Annotated in this window: 17 protein-coding genes; 8 read left to right on the top strand and 9 right to left on the bottom strand. The window is 60.4% G+C overall.

The window, feature by feature from the left end; genetic code table 11:
* Nucleotides 1-189: 189 nt before the first annotated feature.
* On the top strand, nucleotides 190-771 hold the full coding sequence (locus ACIO0C_RS09550) for a hypothetical protein (RefSeq protein WP_401310785.1): 582 nt from the start codon (nucleotides 190-192) through the stop codon (nucleotides 769-771).
* A gap of 386 nt (nucleotides 772-1,157) precedes the next feature.
* Nucleotides 1,158-1,835 (top strand): type 1 glutamine amidotransferase domain-containing protein, encoded by a 678-nt coding sequence (locus ACIO0C_RS09545; protein ID WP_401310782.1) that lies wholly within the window; start codon nucleotides 1,158-1,160, stop codon nucleotides 1,833-1,835.
* A 103-nt stretch (nucleotides 1,836-1,938) separates the two neighbouring features.
* Here the strand turns inward: ACIO0C_RS09545 and ACIO0C_RS09540 are convergent, their stop codons facing one another.
* The 3 genes from ACIO0C_RS09540 to ACIO0C_RS09530 all read right to left on the bottom strand — a co-directional run bounded on the left by ACIO0C_RS09540 (nucleotide 1,939) and on the right by ACIO0C_RS09530 (nucleotide 5,859).
* Nucleotides 1,939-3,318, bottom strand: a complete 1,380-nt coding sequence (locus ACIO0C_RS09540; RefSeq protein WP_401310779.1) for a VOC family protein — start codon at nucleotides 3,316-3,318, stop codon at nucleotides 1,939-1,941.
* 111 nt (nucleotides 3,319-3,429) lie between these two features.
* A complete protein-coding gene (locus ACIO0C_RS09535; RefSeq protein ID WP_401310776.1) occupies nucleotides 3,430-4,386 on the bottom strand; it encodes an alpha/beta fold hydrolase in 957 nt (318 codons plus the stop codon).
* Between the two features lie 21 nt (nucleotides 4,387-4,407).
* Nucleotides 4,408-5,859, bottom strand: coding sequence for a flavin-containing monooxygenase (locus ACIO0C_RS09530; RefSeq protein ID WP_401310774.1), 1,452 nt, complete (start codon nucleotides 5,857-5,859; stop codon nucleotides 4,408-4,410).
* Nucleotides 5,860-6,050: 191 nt separating this feature from the next.
* On the opposite strand from ACIO0C_RS09530, the gene ACIO0C_RS09525 reads away from it, so the two are divergent.
* Complete coding sequence (locus ACIO0C_RS09525) at nucleotides 6,051-7,124, top strand: diguanylate cyclase (RefSeq protein ID WP_401310771.1); 1,074 nt, start codon at nucleotides 6,051-6,053, stop codon at nucleotides 7,122-7,124.
* A 269-nt stretch (nucleotides 7,125-7,393) separates the two neighbouring features.
* Here the strand turns inward: ACIO0C_RS09525 and ACIO0C_RS09520 are convergent, their stop codons facing one another.
* The 3 genes from ACIO0C_RS09520 to ACIO0C_RS09510 all read right to left on the bottom strand — a co-directional run bounded on the left by ACIO0C_RS09520 (nucleotide 7,394) and on the right by ACIO0C_RS09510 (nucleotide 10,520).
* Entirely contained in the window at nucleotides 7,394-8,263 is an 870-nt protein-coding gene (locus tag ACIO0C_RS09520; RefSeq protein ID WP_401310768.1) for an oxaloacetate decarboxylase, read from the bottom strand.
* Nucleotides 8,264-8,305: 42 nt separating this feature from the next.
* Entirely contained in the window at nucleotides 8,306-9,442 is a 1,137-nt protein-coding gene (gene astA, locus ACIO0C_RS09515) for an arginine N-succinyltransferase (RefSeq protein WP_401310765.1), read from the bottom strand.
* A 61-nt stretch (nucleotides 9,443-9,503) separates the two neighbouring features.
* Nucleotides 9,504-10,520: an arginine N-succinyltransferase gene (locus ACIO0C_RS09510; protein ID WP_401310762.1), complete on the bottom strand. Its 1,017-nt coding sequence runs from the start codon at nucleotides 10,518-10,520 to the stop codon at nucleotides 9,504-9,506.
* A gap of 343 nt (nucleotides 10,521-10,863) precedes the next feature.
* Here ACIO0C_RS09510 and ACIO0C_RS09505 point away from each other — a divergent pair, with 343 nt between their 5' ends.
* A complete protein-coding gene (locus ACIO0C_RS09505) occupies nucleotides 10,864-11,439 on the top strand; it encodes a histidine phosphatase family protein (RefSeq protein ID WP_401310760.1) in 576 nt (191 codons plus the stop codon).
* Nucleotides 11,436-12,191 (top strand): precorrin-6A synthase (deacetylating), encoded by a 756-nt coding sequence (cobF, locus tag ACIO0C_RS09500; protein ID WP_401310757.1) that lies wholly within the window; start codon nucleotides 11,436-11,438, stop codon nucleotides 12,189-12,191. The genes ACIO0C_RS09505 and cobF overlap by 4 nt, the downstream gene beginning before the upstream one ends.
* 8 nt (nucleotides 12,192-12,199) lie before the next feature.
* Here the strand turns inward: cobF and ftrA are convergent, their stop codons facing one another.
* Nucleotides 12,200-13,174 carry a transcriptional regulator FtrA gene (ftrA, locus tag ACIO0C_RS09495; RefSeq protein ID WP_401310754.1) on the bottom strand — a complete coding sequence of 325 codons (975 nt, stop codon included), beginning with the start codon at nucleotides 13,172-13,174 and terminating at the stop codon, nucleotides 12,200-12,202.
* Nucleotides 13,175-13,275: 101 nt separating this feature from the next.
* Here ftrA and ACIO0C_RS09490 point away from each other — a divergent pair, with 101 nt between their 5' ends.
* From ACIO0C_RS09490 to ACIO0C_RS09480, 3 genes are all read left to right on the top strand, one after another.
* Nucleotides 13,276-13,695: a rhodanese-like domain-containing protein gene (locus ACIO0C_RS09490; RefSeq protein ID WP_401310751.1), complete on the top strand. Its 420-nt coding sequence runs from the start codon at nucleotides 13,276-13,278 to the stop codon at nucleotides 13,693-13,695.
* 254 nt (nucleotides 13,696-13,949) lie between these two features.
* Nucleotides 13,950-14,729 carry an ABC transporter substrate-binding protein gene (locus tag ACIO0C_RS09485; RefSeq protein WP_401310748.1) on the top strand — a complete coding sequence of 260 codons (780 nt, stop codon included), beginning with the start codon at nucleotides 13,950-13,952 and terminating at the stop codon, nucleotides 14,727-14,729.
* Between the two features lie 108 nt (nucleotides 14,730-14,837).
* Nucleotides 14,838-15,950, top strand: coding sequence for a succinylglutamate desuccinylase/aspartoacylase family protein (locus tag ACIO0C_RS09480; RefSeq protein WP_401310745.1), 1,113 nt, complete (start codon nucleotides 14,838-14,840; stop codon nucleotides 15,948-15,950).
* A gap of 11 nt (nucleotides 15,951-15,961) precedes the next feature.
* Here ACIO0C_RS09480 and ACIO0C_RS09475 read toward each other — a convergent pair whose 3' ends face one another.
* Complete coding sequence (locus ACIO0C_RS09475) at nucleotides 15,962-16,579, bottom strand: hypothetical protein (RefSeq protein ID WP_401310743.1); 618 nt, start codon at nucleotides 16,577-16,579, stop codon at nucleotides 15,962-15,964.
* Complete coding sequence (locus ACIO0C_RS09470; protein WP_401310922.1) at nucleotides 16,576-18,039, bottom strand: PAAR domain-containing protein; 1,464 nt, start codon at nucleotides 18,037-18,039, stop codon at nucleotides 16,576-16,578. Before ACIO0C_RS09470 ends, ACIO0C_RS09475 begins: the two co-directional genes overlap by 4 nt.
* Nucleotides 18,040-18,058: the final 19 nt, after the last annotated feature.

Here is an 18,058-nt window from a genome sequence, read left to right as displayed (position 1 = left end):
CCCTGTAGGAGCTGCCGCAGGCTGCGATCTCTTGATTTTCGTCTCCCGAGGCATGATCGGCAGGGGCGAATCAAACTGCGCAAAAACTGCGAACACTCCCGGATCAGCGTCTATGCTCAACCATCACACGGCGTTGAAACTTCGCGGGTGCGCCGTTTTCCATCCTCCATCACAGGGAATGTTCTGCCTATGAAACTCAACGCACTGACCAAAGCCGTCACCCTCGCTACCTTGCTGTCTGCCGCCAGTTTTAGTGCCGTCGCAGAAGACATCCCGTTGTCTGCCGTCGTGGAAGCTGATCAGATCAGCACCAAAGTCGTCTCGGTCGATGCCGCTAAACATCAAGTGGTGCTTGAAGGGCCGGAAGGTCGCCAGGTGCATGTGCAACTGACCGACAAGGCGAAAAACCTCGGCAACCTCAAGGCCGGCGACCAGGTCGACATCAAGGTCACCCGTTCCGTCGCGGCCTACCTCGACACCGATGTCGACAAAGGCTTGCCGGGCAGCTCAGAGCGTGCAGGTGAAGCCCGCAACGCACCCGGGAACGTCCCTGGCGGCGAAGCTTATCGCCAGGTACAGGTCCAGCTGCAAATCACCGACATCGACCAGAAGAAAAACCAGGTGTCCTTCAAAAACCCGCAGGGGCAGACCAAAACCATCACTGTCGAAGATCCGAAAGTTCAAGCCAAGCTCAAGGACCTTAAAGTCGGACAAAGCGTGTACGTGACATACACCGACATTCTGCAAGTGACCACCAAAGCCGGAAGTTGAGTGATCTATCCATTGATTGTTCCTGTGCAACTTTCGTATAGGAACAATCAACTACTTTGGTCTAGTCAGTGCGTTTAAGTTGTTGGTTTTGAATTATATTTAAGCTGACATCTTATAAAATACATATCAGCAAATTTCATGTTGCAGGCGCGGACATATCCATAAACATCTATTAAAATACACCCCGTTCGCCCAGTGTCAGGGTTCTTTACCAGTGCATGGATTGCCGAGGCCACAGCACTGGGCGAACACTTTTTCTCGATACACGACTGCATGTTCAAGCGAATGAATGGCGCAGTCGTTGTGCTCTGCAATATTCACCGGGCTGAACTTTTAACTGACTGTTATCTGTTTTGCCTGCAGCCCCGAGATGGAGTGACGACGACATGAAAATCCTGATGGTTCTAACGTCCCACGATCAATTGGGTAACACCGGCAAGAAAACCGGCTTCTGGCTGGAAGAATTCGCTGCACCCTATTACGCCTTCAAGGACGCTGGCGCCCAACTGACCCTGGCCTCGCCCAAGGGCGGCCAGCCACCGCTGGACCCCAAGAGCGACGAGCCGGATGCGCAAACCGAGGCCACCGAACGCTTTCGCCAGGACCCTGCGGCGCAATCCGCGTTGGCCGCGACCGTCGTGCTGGGCACGGTGAAGGCCGGGGACTACGACGCAATTTTCTATCCAGGCGGCCATGGACCGCTCTGGGACCTGGCCGAAGACCGGGATTCGATCGCGCTCATCGAAGCGTTCTACGACGCCGGTAAGCCGGTCGCGGCTGTCTGCCATGCGCCGGGCGTATTGCGCCATGCCAAAGGCGCCGACGGCCAGCCACTGGTCAAGGGCAAGCAGGTGACGGGGTTTACCAACAGCGAAGAAGAAGCGGTGCAGCTGACCAAGGTCGTGCCTTTCCTGGTGGAGGACGAGCTCAAGGCCAAGGGCGGGATTTTTTCCAAGGGGCCTGATTGGGCGAGCTACGTGTGTACCGACGGCCTACTGCTGACGGGGCAGAATCCGGCGTCTTCTCAGTCCACGGCCGAGGCTTTGCTGGCTAAATTGAAATGAACACTGTGTAGGAGCCGGCTTGCCGGCGAAGGCGTCTTCGAGCATTGCGTAAGTCTTGCGGACGCCTTCGCCGGCAAGCCGGCTCCTACAGGGGAGGTGTTGTTCAATTGCCCAAGGCGGCGAGACACTGCTCGATCGAGCGCTGTTGCGTTTCGGCGTACAACTGCAGTTCATCAATGGTCGGACGCCCCAGGGCTTTTTCGAACGCCTGCTGGTTGGAGTGCTCGCCGTAGTTGGTTTGTGCGGCATCGCCCAGGTTTGACTGGAAAATCCCCGCGGCGCTCACCGGCAGGAAATCCTCGTAGACCAGCGGTTCAACGCGCAGATAGCCGTCGCGGACCAGGTCTTCGAGCGCCAAGGTTTTCAGTTCGGCCGCCGCCAGGCCTTTTTCCGTCACAAAGTAGCGAAAGAACGCCAGTCCCTGTTGGCGCATGCCCTCATGGGTGTCAGGAAATTCGCTGAAGTGTTGCACCATCAATTCGTTATAGCGGTCGGCGTTGGCTTCGTTGGGGAAATCCTTGAGTTCGTCCCGCGCGGCATTGAGCAAGCGGTCGTACAGCGCCCGGCCTTTGGGCGTCAGTGCGGCGCCGCGTTGTTCGATTTCACCGAAGCGGGCGCTGTGGCTGCCGCGGGTGTCGGATTGATCGGTGAACGCGACCGGTTCGTCGAGCGCCTTGAAACTGGTCTGGCGCAGCAGGATAGGACACTGCCGGCGGGGTGGCCCTTCGATCACCGCTTTGGGGGTGATGCCGTGCGCGGGCATTTGCGCCTGCACGATGTCGATGTCCAGGGTGCGCGGCGTCAGGTGATTGATGTGCGGTCCCTTGAACGCCACCACATCGGCAATCAGGCGATGCTGGGCGCTGAGTTGCTGATATTGCCCGGCGCTGACCGTGGCGCTGTGGTGCCAGCGGAAGGTTTCCAGGGCCTGTTCGACGAACGCCTCGGCGTCTTTTTCGCTGAGGCCGCCCTGGCTTTCGGCGCGGTCGATGAGGGTGAGGGCAGCCGGGGTGAAGATCGAACGCTTGTCCAGCACCGACTGGGCAAACGCCCGCAGCTCGAGGTCTTCGATCAGCTCCAGGCGCAACAGCGAGGTGAACACCCGGAACGGGCTGACCTGCAACGATGCCTCATGCACCGCACGGAACGCGGTGGAATGCACCGGTACCCCGGCCGGGGTCAGGTCGTAGTAACCCACCGGCTGCATGCCCATGACGGCGAACAGGCGGGCGAGGGTGGCCAGTTCAGCGGCGGTGCCGACCCGGATGGCCCCGTGGCGCTCAAGGTCAAGGCGCTCGATTTCACCGGTGCTGTTCAAGCGTTGGGCCACTTGCGGGTCGGTGTCCAGCACGTGGCGGTTGGTCTGTTCCACCAGTTCCATCAGCGCGCCGTACAGCGGCACTTCTTCGCGGTACATGTCGGACATCGCCTTGGAGAAGCGTTGGCGGATCAGGTCGGGGCTGACGAAGCTCGGATGGCTCATGAACAAAATTCCTGGCGCGTGGACGTGAAGGATGGGAGAAAAGATCGCAGCCTTCAGCGACGCCGGCAAACGAAGTTTCTGACGAACTTCATTCTGCAAACGACTGCCAGTTCAGTGCAGTCGTTGATCCTGCGGGCTTTCCGAGCGCAGCGATGCCAAAAACTCCCGATACAGGTGCGCCGAACCGGCTGGCGCTTCGACCATCGGCATGTGCCCGATGCCCTCCCATATTTCCACCCGCAGATCCGCCAGGCCTTTGCTCCAGATGGCCACGCTGCTGACATCGATCAAGCGATCCTTGCGCCCCCACAGCAACAGCGCCGGCGCCTTGACCGCCGGCAATTTCGGTTCCATGGGCGGGCTAGCGCGAAAATCGCGGAAGATTTCCTCCAGTTCGTCGCGCGACTGTTGATAGCGATGGGCGATGGCGTCCAGCACCACCCGCGGCACCCACGGTGGTTCGGCCATGGTCATGCCATAGAAATACTTGAATTCTTCCCGTGAGTGGATCAGGAACGGGTTGTGGCCCTTGGCCAGATGCCGTTCCAGGTCACTGGGTTCCGGCGCGGTCACCCCGGCAGGGTCGAACAGGGCGAGCGAGGCAATGCGTTCCGGATAATTGGCCGCCAGCCAGGCGGCGATGTAGCCGCCCATCGAGTTGCCGATGACATGCACCTTGTCGACCCCGCAGACATCGAGCAACTGGATCATCCGCTTGGCTTGCAAGGGAATGTCATAGCCGCCACCCGCCTTGAAGCCGGTTTCACCATGCCCGGCGATGTCGGGAATGATCACCCGGTAGTTGCCGACAAAATGCCGGGCAAAACGCAGCCACAGGTTCTTGTCGGCACTGAAGCCGTGCAGCATCAACACATTGCTGGACGCCTCATACGGCCCGCCTTGCCAGGTCGAGACGGTCATTTCGGCGATGGGCACGACAATCTTGTGCAGTTTGTACAACTTGGCCTCGACAGCCACGCTCAAGTCGTACAGCCAGTACCCGATGGCCGGGTAGCTCAACCAGCTCCAGGCGGCGAACACCGCGATAGTGACAACCAGTAAAAGCATCAGCGTCTTCCTTCTATCGGATCAGGACACGATGTGATCCGCCGGTTTCAGGGTTCGGGTCAAGCGGTGAAAGCTGAAACTGAACCCGGGAAACATGGCAATCACATGACCGCTCTTGCTTTGATACCAACTGTGGCAGCCTCCTGACTTCCACACTGTGCGTTCCATTTCTCTATGGATCATTTCAGTGTAGGTACGTTCTGCCTCGGGGCGTACTTCGATGCTGCGCAAACCGCGTGCTTTTATCGTGCGAATGCAATCGAGGATGTAGTTCATCTGCGATTCGATGATGAACAGTGCCGATGTGTGGCCGATCCCGGTGTTCGGCCCGGTGACGATAAACAGGTTAGGGAAGGCCGGCAGGCTGGTGCCGAGGTAGGCGCGCGGGTATTGCGCCCAGACGTCCTTGAGGCGGGTGCCGTTTTTTCCCGTTACGGGGTAGGAAATCACCCCATCGGTGGCGTCGTAACCGGTGGACCAGACGATCAGGTCCAGGTCGATGTGTTGGCCGTCCTGCATGAGGATGCCGGTTTCATCGATGGCTTTGATGCCCTGTTCTCGGCTGTGCAATGTCACGTTGGCGCGGCCCAGCGCGGGGTAAAGGGTGCTCGACAGAATCACCCGCTTGCAGCCGAGTGTGTAGTCGGGGGTCAATTTTCGCCGCAGTTCGGCATCCGGCACCTGGCGCTTGAGCAAACGCAGGGCTTGCTGCTGAACCATGCGCACTGCCGGCCTTGAGTATTTGAAGGCAATCACCCGGGTTTCAAACTGCCAGTAGATCATCCAGCGCAGCAGCTTGTAGGCGGGTTTGAGCCCGAGCAACCAGCGCTGGAAACGGCCGAAGGTGCGGTCAGCCCGTGGCAGCACCCAATGCGGCGTGCGCTGGAATACATGCAGGTGCTCGACGTGCGGGGCGATCGCCGGAATCACCTGGGCCGCACTGGCGCCACTGCCGATGATGGCCACACGTTTTTGCCGGTAATCGTAGGCATGATCCCAATTGTTGGTATGAAAGGCTTTGCCCCGAAAGCGTTCCTGACCTTCGAAGTGCGGGACCACCGGTTGGCTCAGGGGGCCGGTGGCATTGATCAGGAACTGGGTATGAAACACGCCCTTGACGGTGTGTACCGCCCAGCGTGTATGTGCTTCGTCCCATTCGACACGCTCGACATTGGCCTGCAGTTCCACCTTGTCTCGCAAGCCGAAATGCTCCACCACGTAACGGGTGTAGCGGTGCAATTCAGCCTGTTCGGCGAACATCTGCGTCCAGCGGTAGGGGGCGAACGACAGCGAATAGAGCGGCGAGGGCACGTCGACCGCGGCGCCCGGGTAGGTGTTCTGGCACCAGGTGCCGCCGAAGAAATCCCGGCGTTCCAGCAGGCGAAAATCGTCGATGCCGGCCTTGAGCAAATTGACCGCCGCGCACTGGCCGCCAAAACCGCTGCCGATGATCAGCACTTGAAAGGTCTGCATGGGCCTCCTTTACAACGTTGTGCAGCAATCCCTACCTTCATGTATAGCCGTTTCTGCGGGTACATCGATTTGCCGGCGACGGGAGCTCGTCCCGCCGGCCGGTGATGGCTATTTGCCGTTGCCCTGATAGACTTCGAGCACACCTGCATTCCCGGTGTGAAAAGATTTCGTTCTGTGGTGCAGAGGTCCCAATGGGAAAGATGGGAGGAAAAGGACTTTCACTGGCCAGGAGGCTCTACACGTCGCGAATCCTCGGCCTGGTGTTGGGTTTGATCTGCGTGAGTGTGGCGATGTACCCGCTGGACCCGGCGCCGTGGGTCTGGAGCCTGATGCTGTTCAACGGCTTGCTCTGGCCGCATCTGGCCTATCAATGGGCGCGTCGGGGCAAGACGCCCTATCACGCCGAACATCGCAACCTCTTGGTCGACGCGTTCATGGGCGGCTTCTGGGTCGCTGCGATGCAGTTCAATCCGCTGCCCAGTGCAACGACTATTTCCATGATGGCGATGAACAACGTAGCCATCGGCGGTCTGCGTTTTCTACTGGTGGGAACGGTCGCGCAGGTGCTCGGGATCGGCGTTGGCTGGTTGATCTTTACACCGCTGTTCATTCCTGAAACAACCCAGTTGCAGCTCTACGCCTGCTTGCCCCTGATGTGTTTTTACCCGCTGGCGCTGGGCTTGATCTGCTTCCGCCAGGCGCATACCCTCGGCCAGCAAAAGCGTGAGCTGCTGGCCCTGAGCCGCACCGACAGCCTGACCGGCCTGCTCAATCACGGCGCCTGGAAGGATCAGCTGGAGATCGAGTTCCAGCGCTGCCAACGCCAGCATCAGGGCGGGGCCATCGCCCTGATCGACATCGACCACTTCAAGAGCATCAATGACACCTACGGCCACGTTGCCGGTGACATCGTGCTGCGCCAACTGAGCAAGATGCTCAAGCAGAACCTGCGGGCCACCGATGTGGCGGGGCGTTATGGCGGCGACGAGTTCTGCGTGATCCTTCCCGACCTGCCGTTGAGCAGCGCGGCTGTGGCCATGGACGCCTTGCGTGACCGTTTCGCGACCCTGGGGTACGAGCAAACTCCGGCCCTGAAAGTCAGCTTGAGCATTGGTCTTGCGGCCTTCAACGCACGCCACGCCGATGCGACGCTGTGGCTCAGTAATGCTGACCAGGCGTTGTATGAGGCCAAGACCATGGGGCGTAATCGGGTTATCTGTTGCAGTGATGACCGGCCTCATTGCGAGCTGCTTGACCCGGTCTGAACCTCACCGCTGACCCCTTGTAGGAGCTGGCTTGCCAGCGAAGGCGGCCTTATAGCCGACCAATCTCTCGCGGTTGTACCCGATCAACTACTGTAGGAGCGAGGCTTGCCCCAGCGTCCGGCCCCTCGCTAAGGCTCGGCGTTCCTTCGCTAAGGGGCGGGTGGATCAAAAACAAAAGCAAAAGCCAGAGTCAGAGCAAGAAGCCAGAGCAAAACCACTTGATATTCGGTCTGACGGGAACCCCCCATCAAACTCAAAGACCGCAGCCCTTACTCTTTAACGTGCATGAACTCTTCCGCCCAACGGATATATTCCTCCGGCTGCGTATAGGTATGCGTCAGTTCGGTAGCGTTCAGGTCCGCTGCCTGGGTAAATATCTGGCGCTGTTCGCGCAGGCTGTCGTAAGTCGCCTTGATGGCGGCGAAGTAGGCGCCGTGGCCGTCGATGACGATGCGCACGCCGAGCTCGGCAAGGCGTTTGTCGTCACGCAGCAGTGGATTGCCGTAGGTCACCAGCATCAGCGGCACGCTCAGGTGCTCGGCGATCTGCTCCAGGTGGTCGAAATCCTTTACCCCCACCATGCAAATTCCGTCAGCGCCCGCGGCCTGGTATTGCTTGGTGCGGCTGATGATTTCCTGGACCGGCAGGATGCCTGCATGGGTACGGGCGATGATTGCCATTTGCGAATCGCACCGGGCTTCCAGTGCCGCGCGAATCTTGCCGACACCTTCTGCCACCGTGATCAGGTCAGTGGATTTGCGGCCAAATTGCGCCGGCAGCAGGGTGTCTTCGATGGTCAGGGCCGCCACGCCGGCACGTTCCAGCTCGACGATGGTGCGCATGACATTGAGCGCGTTGCCGTAGCCATGGTCGGCGTCGGCAATCACCGGCAATTGTGCGACGCGGCCGATGCGTGTGGCCTGTTCGGCGAACTCGCTGAGGGTGATCAAGGCAAAGTCAGGGGCGCCCAATACCTGCAACGACGCGACCGATCCACCGAGGATCCCCACCTCGAACCCCAGGTCAGCAGCGATGCGTGCCGACATCGGGTCGAAGACCGACGCCGTGTGATAGCAGGTGTTGGAGGCGAACAGTTGGCGAAAATTGCGGCGCAAATCTTGATGAGAAAGCCTGGACATATGAGTTCCACCAATGGAAATGGAAAGGCTTGAGCAAAAGTGTCAACGCCGAAGATGGGGAAGGCTATCATGCGGGGAGGTCTGAAATGATGACGAATTTGCAGGTTTTCCAGCCAGGGATATCAATTTTGTGGCGAGCCAGGGCTCTCCCGCGCCCTGCTGCTGTCGACCGGGCAGCGGTACCGCGCGCACCGAATCGCCGGGTTGCAGCTGCAGGCGCTTGGCGGTGAGGCGGTCGACCAGCAGGCTGTTGCCCCCCGTCAGTCGCGCTGGGGCGGCGGTGATGCGGCAGTTTTCCAGGCGGCGATTATGGATCAGCCAGATCGGTGCCTGGTCGTCCGGGGTGCCGATAGTCAATGGCAGGTGTTGACTGTCACGCACGGTACGTATGCCCGAAACCGGGGCCTCTATGACCGGGCCCGCGTCGAAAATGTCGATGTAGCCCTGGTGGGAGAATCCCTCGGCAGTGAGGATCTTCAAGGCCGGCTCCGAATTGGGATGCGGCTTGCCGATCACCGCCCGGGCTCGTTCGGTGAGCAGGCAGGTATAGAGCGGTTGACGTGGCATCAGCTCGGCGATGAACGATTTGTTGCCCAGCCCCGACAAATGATCGGCATGACTGAAATCCATCTTGAAAAAGTGTCGGCCCACACTGTCCCAGAAAGGTGAGCAACCTTTCTCGTCGGCACTGCCGCGCAGCTCGGCGATCAGTTTCTCGCCGAACAGGTGCGGGAACTCCGCCACCAGCAACAGGCGTCCCAGCGACAGTAGACGGCCATTACTGCCCCAGCGTTGATCGGGGCGCAGGAACAACGAGCAGAGTTCCGATTGACCGGTCATCTCATTGTTGAGGAACAAGGTCGGGATATGGCGCGAAATACCCAGGTCGGGTGAAGAGTTGACAGTCAGCCCGACGCGATAGTTGTACCAGGGCTCGCGCAGGCCAACCGCCCCGGTCATGGCGCTGACGCCGACCACTTGCCGGTCGTCGTCTTCGAGCACAAACAGGTAGTCGGCGTCGGCGCGTTCGACCTGTTCGGCGAAGGTCCTTTGGGCCCAGCGCAAGCGATGGGTCAGGCGCTCTTCGTTGACCGGCAGGGTCGTCAAGCCGCGGCCCGCCAGGCGGCCCAGCGCGAGTAAGGCGGGCAGGTCGGTCACCTGGACCGGGCGGACAATCATGTTGCGCTGCCTTCTGCATGCCCGTTCGGGCGTTGTCGATGGGGCTCGTGGCGTTTAATGCTCACAGGGCGACCAGCCGGATCGTGCTGCCTTCAGTCACCTGCAGGGCTTGGCACATCCCGGCGTCCAGCGACACGGGTTGCCCTGTGCGGTAGTCGAGATCGGCGACGATGGCGCGATAGTCCTCGAGCGAATCGTTGCTGACCAGATAGCGGCCACGGGCGTCGATGTTCCCACCGGTCTTGACCCGTGCGGTCTGGCTTTGCGCGCAAGAGCGAATGTCGACCGTGCGTGCATACAGCGTCGGGCCACCATCGAACAGGTCGACATAGCTGTTGGTTTCGAACCCTTCGCGGGCAAGGATATCGAAGGCTTCCTGGCCGTCGGGGTGGATGCGCCCGATGCAGTCTTGCGCGGCCTGGGGCAGCATCGGCACGTAGATCGGGTATTGCGGCATCAGGTGGGCGAGAAACGTCCGGCTTTGCAGGCCGCAAAGACGCTCGGCCTCGACGTAGGGCAGGTCGAAAAAATGCTTGCCCACGGCATCCCAGAAGGGGGAGTGGCCGTCATCGCTGCTGTAGCCGACGATTTCGCTGATCACGGCATCGGCAAAGCGTTGTGCATGCGCGGCCATGAACAGCAGGCGCGCCCGCGACAACAATTCGGAGTGCGGCGTACACACCAACGCCGTATCGATATGGAAGCCGCGCAGCAAGGTGTGGCCGTTGAGGTCCTGGCAGAGCGACAGGGCAGGTACGCCGTGCTTGATGTTCAGCTCGCGCGAGGCACTGGTGAAAGGGCGGTTGCGCAGGCTGTAGAAGGGTTCGCTGGAACCGGTCGTGGCGACGATTTCCGAGCAACCTGCCAGACGCCGGTTCGTCTGGTCTTCGAGGACGAAAAGGTAATTTTGCGGGCCGGGACTCTCGATGTTTTGTTGCAGTGACGAACAAGAGTCGAGAATCCTGTCGTGCAAGCGTGCAATATCATCGGGCAAGGAGGTGACGCCTACCAGGCTTTCGCGGGCCAGTCGTTGCAGCTGGGGCAGGTCGGTTGGTTGCACGGTGCGCAAGACCAGCATGGGTGCACTCCTGTATCAAAGGGCTCGGTGACCGGCCTTCGCATGAGGGCATCCCGGCTCCTGCTGGATGAGGTGTTCGTTAATCCATTGAAAACAGTATTTATAGATGGCGCACTACATGTCTAGTTAATTTTCACCGGGCTTTTTCTGGGTTGAACGGGCGGGAAATGACTGTCAGCAGTTGGCGAAGGGGATGTTGATGGGCTGTGTAGGGCTTCGCCATTAAAGAGCGTCCGAATCGTTGAAATGTGGCCCCCTGAAGAACTTTCTTACGGCACAATTAGGCAATGACTGACGGCCTGGCGCCGGTATTCCTTTCAATCCCTCAGAGTGATTTTTTTTCGTGCAGGCGACCCGTTTGACCTTGATCTGCCACGCTCGAACCCTTGCGCAGAAGCTGGCGCGCTTTCCCGAGGACGAACCCCTGGAGATGGATTGGCAATCGGCACGGGGTTCCCGGGGGGCTCGATTCAAGGAGGCATCGCGCCTGGTGTGCGCTCCTGAATTGCGCGCGCGACAGACCGCCGAACTGTTCGGCAAACCCGTGGAAATAGTCGCGGACCTGCGCGATTGTGACTTCGGTAATTGGTGCGGTGTGCGGATCAGCGACCTGCAAAAAAATCAGGGCGAATCACTTCAGGCCTGGCTTGCCGACCCACGCTCGTCACCCCACGGCGGCGAGTCGGTGGCGCAAGTCGGCGAACGCGTCGCGGCCTGGATGAAAACCCTGGAAGCGCTGCCCGGCCATGTGCTTGCCGTGACCCATCCCTTTGTCATGCGTGCCGCGTTGATGCACGTGCTGCAGGGTTCGGCCTTCAACCTGATCGATGTCGAGCCACTGTCAACGATAGGCCTGCAGTTCCATGGTTGCTGGCGGCTGCGGCTGTCGTGCAGCGATAACGAGGGAATGCCCAGATGAAAAAACTCTTGGTCATCGGCATCGGCGCCGGCAACCCCGATTACATAACCCTGCAGGCCGTGAAGGCGCTGAACCGGGTCGATGTTTTTTTCATCATGGACAAGGGCCGGGACAAGGACTCGCTGGTCGACCTGCGTCGCTCGCTTTGCGAGCGCCATATCACCGATCCGCACTACCGCTTTGTCGAGGCTCCAAGCCCGGAGCGCGAACGTGGCGACATCGACTACAAAACCAGCGTCGATGCGTTGAACCTGGCCAGGCAGCAAACCTTCGAGCGGCTGATCAATGAGGAACTGGCCGATGACCAGTGCGGCGGTTTTCTGGTGTGGGGCGACCCGGCGTTGTACGACAGCACCCTTCGCATCCTCCAGGCGATCCTGGTTTCAGGCACCTGTACCTTCGAGTTCGAGGTGATTCCCGGCATTACCAGCGTCCAGGCGCTGGCCGCGGCGCACAAGGTGACGCTCAATCAAATTGGCCGCCCGGTTGAAATCACCACCGGTCGGCGACTGGCAGCGGGGCAGGTGAGCGATGCCGACAGTCTGGTGGTGATGCTCGACGCCCAGGATGCCTACCAGCATGTGGCGGATCAGCAGACAGAGATTTACTGGGGCGCTTACCTCGGGACGCCGGATGAAATCCTCATCAGCGGCAAGCTCGGGGAGGTGGCGCAGCAGATCGAGCAGGTGCGCAAGGCGGCCCGGCAGGCCAATGGCTGGATCATGGACACCTATCTATTGCGCAAGCCCTGAAGCACACCTCAGGACAGGCGCTGGTCCGTTCGGCCAAACCGTTCCCGGTACACCGACGGCGGCACGCCGACCACGTTGCGAAACGCCACGCGGAAGCTTTCCACCGAACGATAACCACAGTGCTGGGCGATCTGCTCGGTGTGCTGATCGGTGCTTTCCAGCAATTCCCGGGCACGGCCCAGCCGTTCATGTTGCAACCAGGTCTTGGGCGACTGGCCGCTGGCTTCGGTGAAACGGCGCAGGAAGGTGCGCTCGCTCATCGCGGCTTCGCTGGCCAGGTCGCGCACCTCCAGCGGTTGGTGCAAACGCTCCCGTGCCCACTGCATCACGCGTGAAAGATCGCTGCGCGGCGTAGGACTGACCGGCGTCGGAATGAACTGCACCTGGCCCCCGGTGCGTTGCGGTGACATCACCAGGCGTCGCGCCACCGAGTTGGCGACCTGGGTACCGAAGTCCCGCGCCACCAGATGCAGGCAGGCGTCGATGCCGGCTGCGCTGCCGGCCGAGGTGATCAACTGACCCGAATCGACGTAGAGCACGTCCGGGTCCACCAGGATGTTCGGGAAGCGTTCGGCCAGTTCCGCGGTGTAGCGCCAGTGAGTGGTGGCGCCGCGACCGTCGAGCAAACCGGTGGCGGCGAGCACGAACACCCCCGAGCAGATCGACAGCAACCGCGCGCCCCGCGCATGGGCCTGGCGCAGGGCCGTCAGCAATGCCTCGGGCACGGCTGCCTGACGATCGCGCCAGCCGGGAATGATCACGGTCCGGGCCTGTTCCAGCAATTCCAGGCCGCCATCGACCAGTACCCGGATGCCGCCCATGGCGCGCATCGGGCCTTGATCGACGGCCGCAATCTGATGGCTGTACCAAGGGAAATCGAATTCTGGCCGCGCCAGGCCAAAGATCTCCACGGCGATGCCGAATTCGAAGGTACACAGGCCGTCGTAGGCCAGGATTGCGACCAGTCCTGGAGAGGAATGCATTTGGCGGAAAATTCCCGGTGAGTGTCTTGTGCGCCACTGTAGCTGCTGTTGGCGGGCAGATAAAGTCTGTTCACACCCCATCACATCCAGGAGCCCTGCCCATGACCAGCCTCGTTCGCGACATTCCCGCCGCCCCTTCAGCCATCGCCTTGATGCATTTCAGCAACCGCCTGACATTCGAAACCGACTGTTCCGACGTCTACGCCAGCCAACAGGCCGGTGAAGTCGATTTCATCCTGGTGGATGTGCGGGGGCCGTTGGCGTTCGACCGGGGGCATGTACCCGGCGCGATCAACATCCCCGGGCGATTGCTCACCGCCGATGGCTTGCGCGCCTACCCGAAAACCAGCCTGTTCGTGGTCTATTGCGCCGGCCCCCACTGCAATGGCGCGAACAAGGCAGCGGTGAAGCTGGCGGCGCTGGGTTACCCGGTCAAGGAAATGATCGGCGGGGTGACCGGATGGCTGGACGAAGGGTTTGAGTTAAGTGCAGCGGGTGCCGCTGTCGGCTGCGCGTGCTGATGCCCCCCCTGTAGGAGCGAGCATGCTCGCTCCTACAGGGGGTCGGCGCTGAGGTCATTGTCTGACAGACCCTTGCATCGCCCTGGCGCACACCTCATCGGTTTGCGCTTTGCTGACCACCTTCTATAAATATTTGTCGCCTTGAAATAATTTGCCCTGTGAAAGCCGCTCTAGACTGCCGGCCACTTCGGTCCCCAGCCACAAGCTATTGACCGAAAGCTGCCAATAAAAGTCTCCGCACACAGGAGTTATAAATGAACAAGCTAGTGATGTTCGGTGCCCTGGCACTGTCGATGTTGTCCCTGACCGTCGTGGCCGCGGATACCAAGCCCATCCGCATCGGAATCGAAGCCGGTTACCCGCCGTTCTCGATGAAGACCCCTGACGGCAAACTTACCGGCTTCGACGTGGACATCGGCGACGCACTGTGCGAGCAGATGAACGTCAAGTGCACCTGGGTCGAGCAAGAGTTCGACGGCCTGATTCCGGCACTGAAGGTCAAGAAAATCGACGCCATCCTGTCGTCCATGACCATCACCGACGATCGCAAGAAAAACGTCGATTTCACCATCAAGTACTACCACACCCCGGCACGTTTCGTGATGAAGGAAGGCTCCGCCGTCAAAGACCCGTTGACCGAACTCAAGGGCAAGAAAGTCGGCGTACTGCGCGCCAGTACCCACGACCGTTTTGCCACCGAAGTGCTGCAACCGGCAGGGATTATCCTGGTGCGTTATGGCTCCCAGCAGGAAGCCAACCTGGACATGGTGTCTGGTCGCGTTGACGCGCTGCTGGCCGACTCGGTCAACCTGGACGACGGTTTCCTGAAGACCGACGCCGGTAAGGGTTTCGCTTTCGTGGGGCCTGAGTACAACGATCCGAAATACTTCGGCGGTGGCGCCGGGATTGCCGTGCGCAAGGGCGATACCGCCCTGGCCGAGCAGTTCAACAAAGCCATCACCGAGATCCGCGCCAACGGCAAGTACAAGCAAGTGCAGGACAAGTACTTCAAGTTTGACGTTTACGGCGAGTAATCGAGCCGTTCAAAAAATGGCAGCCGTTGACGCGGCTGCCATTTTTTTATGCTCATGATTTATCCTGCCCAACACATTTCCCAACCGTGGGAGCATCGGAGTTCTGCCATGCAACGCATCGACCATCCACTGCCCTGGAGCCACCTGGGTACCGAGCGCACCCTCAGCGTGTTTCGTTATGGCGCAGGCACTCGCAAGGTCTACATCCAGGCCAGCCTGCATGCCGATGAACTGCCAGGCATGCGCACGGCCTGGGAGCTCAAGCAGCGCCTGGCCGAACTGGAAATCCAGGGCCAACTGCAAGGCCTGATCGAACTGGTGCCGGTGGCCAACCCCATCGGTCTCGACCAACACCTGCAAGGCAGCCACATGGGGCGCTTCGAACTGGGCAGCGGCAAGAACTTCAACCGCTCGTTCGTCGAACTGAGCGCACCGGTGGCGCAGCGGGTGGGTGATCGTCTGGGCAGCGATGCCGTGGCCAACATCGCCTTGATTCGCCAGGCCATGGGCGAGGTGCTCGACGACCTGCCGGCCCCGGCGTCGCAACTGGAAGCGATGCACCGCCTGTTGCTGCGCCACGCCTGCGACGCCGACATCACCCTCGATCTGCATTGCGACTTCGACGCGGCGATTCACCTCTATGCGTTGCCGCAACACTGGCCGCAGTGGCAATCGCTGGCGGCGCGCCTGAAAGCCGGGGTGGCTCTGCTGTGCGAAGATTCCGGCGGCAGTTCCTTCGACGAGTCCTGTTCTTCGCCCTGGTTACGCCTGGCCAGGGCTTTCCCCGAAGCGGCCATCCCACCGGCCAACCTGGCAACCACGCTGGAGCTTGGCAGCATGGGCGACACCCGGGTCGATCAGGCCCAGGCCAATTGCGAGGCGATCCTGGGCTTTCTCGCCGAACAGGGTTTCATCAAGGGTACCTGGCCGGCGGCACCGGGCGAGTGCTGCGAGGGCATGCCGTTCGAAGGCACCCAGTACCTGTTCGCACCGCATCACGGCGTGGTCAGCTTCCTGCGCGATGCGGGTGAATGGGTGGAGCAGGGCGATGCGCTGTTTGAAGTGGTCGACCCGTTGAACGACAAGGTCACCACCGTGCGCGCGGGCACCAGTGGCGTGTTGTTTGCGATTGATCGTGGTCGTTATACGCAACCGGGCACCTGGCAGGCGAAAGTGGCCGGACGCGAGCCGATTCGGGTTGGGAAGTTGATTAACGATTGAGGGGGGGAGGCTCACTGCACGCCGCGTGATCGGTGGATGCCCAAGGTAATGAGGTAGCGCTCTTCTGTGGGGTGTTTGTAGTCCTCGAAACGGCTAACCACCAGCATCAGTTGGTACTTGTCACCTGCTCGCCAGTAGGCTTTTTCGACGTTCTTTACACCTTGCAATTGGGCACGCCATTGCGGGGTGTCGGCGAACGAGGGAAAGTCCTTGACCCGGATGGGTACCCAGCCAGCGTTGCGCCATTGCTCCTGCAGATCCAGCACGACCTTGAGGGTGTCGTCGAGTAATAGCGGCTCGATTTGCGGAGACATGCGGACACCGTCGATCCGCTCATCGCGTCCAAAACCCACCGTGAAGAAACGGGCCAGCGGGGTCACAAAGCCAAACTCAGGATCTGCGAAGCGCAGACGGGCATCAGACTTGGGAACATTGAACCAGGAGTGCCCTGGTATGACTGGATCGATTCTTGCGCTGGAGCGCTGGCGCATAGCCTCGTACGGCTCGCCAATCACCAGCGCGATTTCCGGTTCATCCGAAAGTGTTTGAATCGCCGCCATCGTCAGGAGGGCGGCGACCGCCAGTGCCAACGCACCACGTCGCCAGCCCACGCGCTGCAGCAGGCTCATCGTACGCCACCGCCCAGGGCAATATTGCGAATCGACCGCTCAATTTGCTCGCGTTGGTCACTTAGCAGCAGATCATCAAACTGCTTCGCGGCCCTCAGTACGAAGGCCATGCGCTGATTGATATCGGCCAGGTTGGCAAAGGGGGTGTTGCTGAAACCAATGGTGCGTCCATCATCGATGCGGCGGCACTGACTGGCCAACGTCAATTCGATGGCTTCGGCGGCACCGGACGGAATACCGACTAGGTAGGAAAGATGATTACTGTACAGCAATGAATTGAATCGCCAGTCGCTGTACATCGCTGGTTGCAGAATATTGACCTGTTCGTGTTTGGCCAGATACTCAACACTTTCGGCGATGTTACCCGCCTCAATCGCCTCGAAGGCCAGGAGAATTTCCTCATGGTCAATCCCGAACTCTAGCGTTTTCTGCCCGACCGGCCACAGCACCGGATGTTGGTCCTGCCCGTAAATGTTGCTGCGTGAGCCCAGGCAATCCTTGAGCGCCTCCAACCCCCGCTCCTGGTAGAACACATGCAGCGGATACACATCCAGGAACAGCGTGGTATTGCCCATCGCCAGCATCTCGTACACAAACCGGTACATCCGTTGCGAGGACGACAAGGGAAGGTCGGCACCCCATTGGGCGAAGCCCCACACCGGGTTGTCACGGTTGGCCTCTTCGTACTCGCGTTGGCGCTGCTCAAACTCGCGGATTGTCGCTCGTTTTTCCCTTTCGCTGGGGCTGAGCAAACCCCTCAGTCCTTGTCTGGCACTGTCCCTCAGTTGCTGTATCGTCTCTTCTTCAGTCTGAATTTTCTCGATCGTGTCAGCAGCGTGCAGCAAGCCACAACCCACCTGCTTGGAGGCGAACGCCGCCAGCCCGGCCCACTGGAACCGCGGATCGTGGCGCCACAGCTGCGCGTAGGCGGCATTGATCGCCTTGTTGCGCGCTTTCGGGTCGGCAATCAGCTTGCCGCCGGGTGCCACGACGTTTTCGACCCGCTGCTGGTAGCCGCGCCAGAGGTTTTCACAGACCGTCCCTGGCCGTTCGCTGAGCGTCGGTGAGGGGGCCCGCACTGAAGTGAAAGTGGATTGTCGCGGCGTCACCGGATTGCTGGGCGCAACGGGTGCGGTCGCCTGTTGAGGGGCACTCCTCGCGGCTTGCGGCGCTGAACCCTGGGTGGACTCATAGCTGACGTTGGTAAACGACGGGAGGAGCCCGGCCTTGCAGGGACAGCTGCTGCGGCTATCCAGCGAGCCAGCTGCCAGCCTGCCGTGACTGTCAAAGGACGAAATTCCACCGACGATCTTGTAGGTTTCGTCGTTCTTGCCGCAGGAAACCGGATCCCCGGCGCGAGCATGGGCGAAGCCAAACATCGTGACGCGGGTATCGGCGTCCAGCACCTCGCCACCACAGGTGGTCTTGTCACCCTTGCGAATGAAATATCCCGTTGCCATTGCTTGAACTCCTTGTCTG

The organism is Pseudomonas sp. NPDC087336 (assembly GCF_044744285.1).
Lineage (GTDB): Bacteria > Pseudomonadota > Gammaproteobacteria > Pseudomonadales > Pseudomonadaceae > Aquipseudomonas.
Note: the sequence above shows the minus strand (reverse complement) of the source record. Positions and strands in the feature narration are given on the sequence as shown.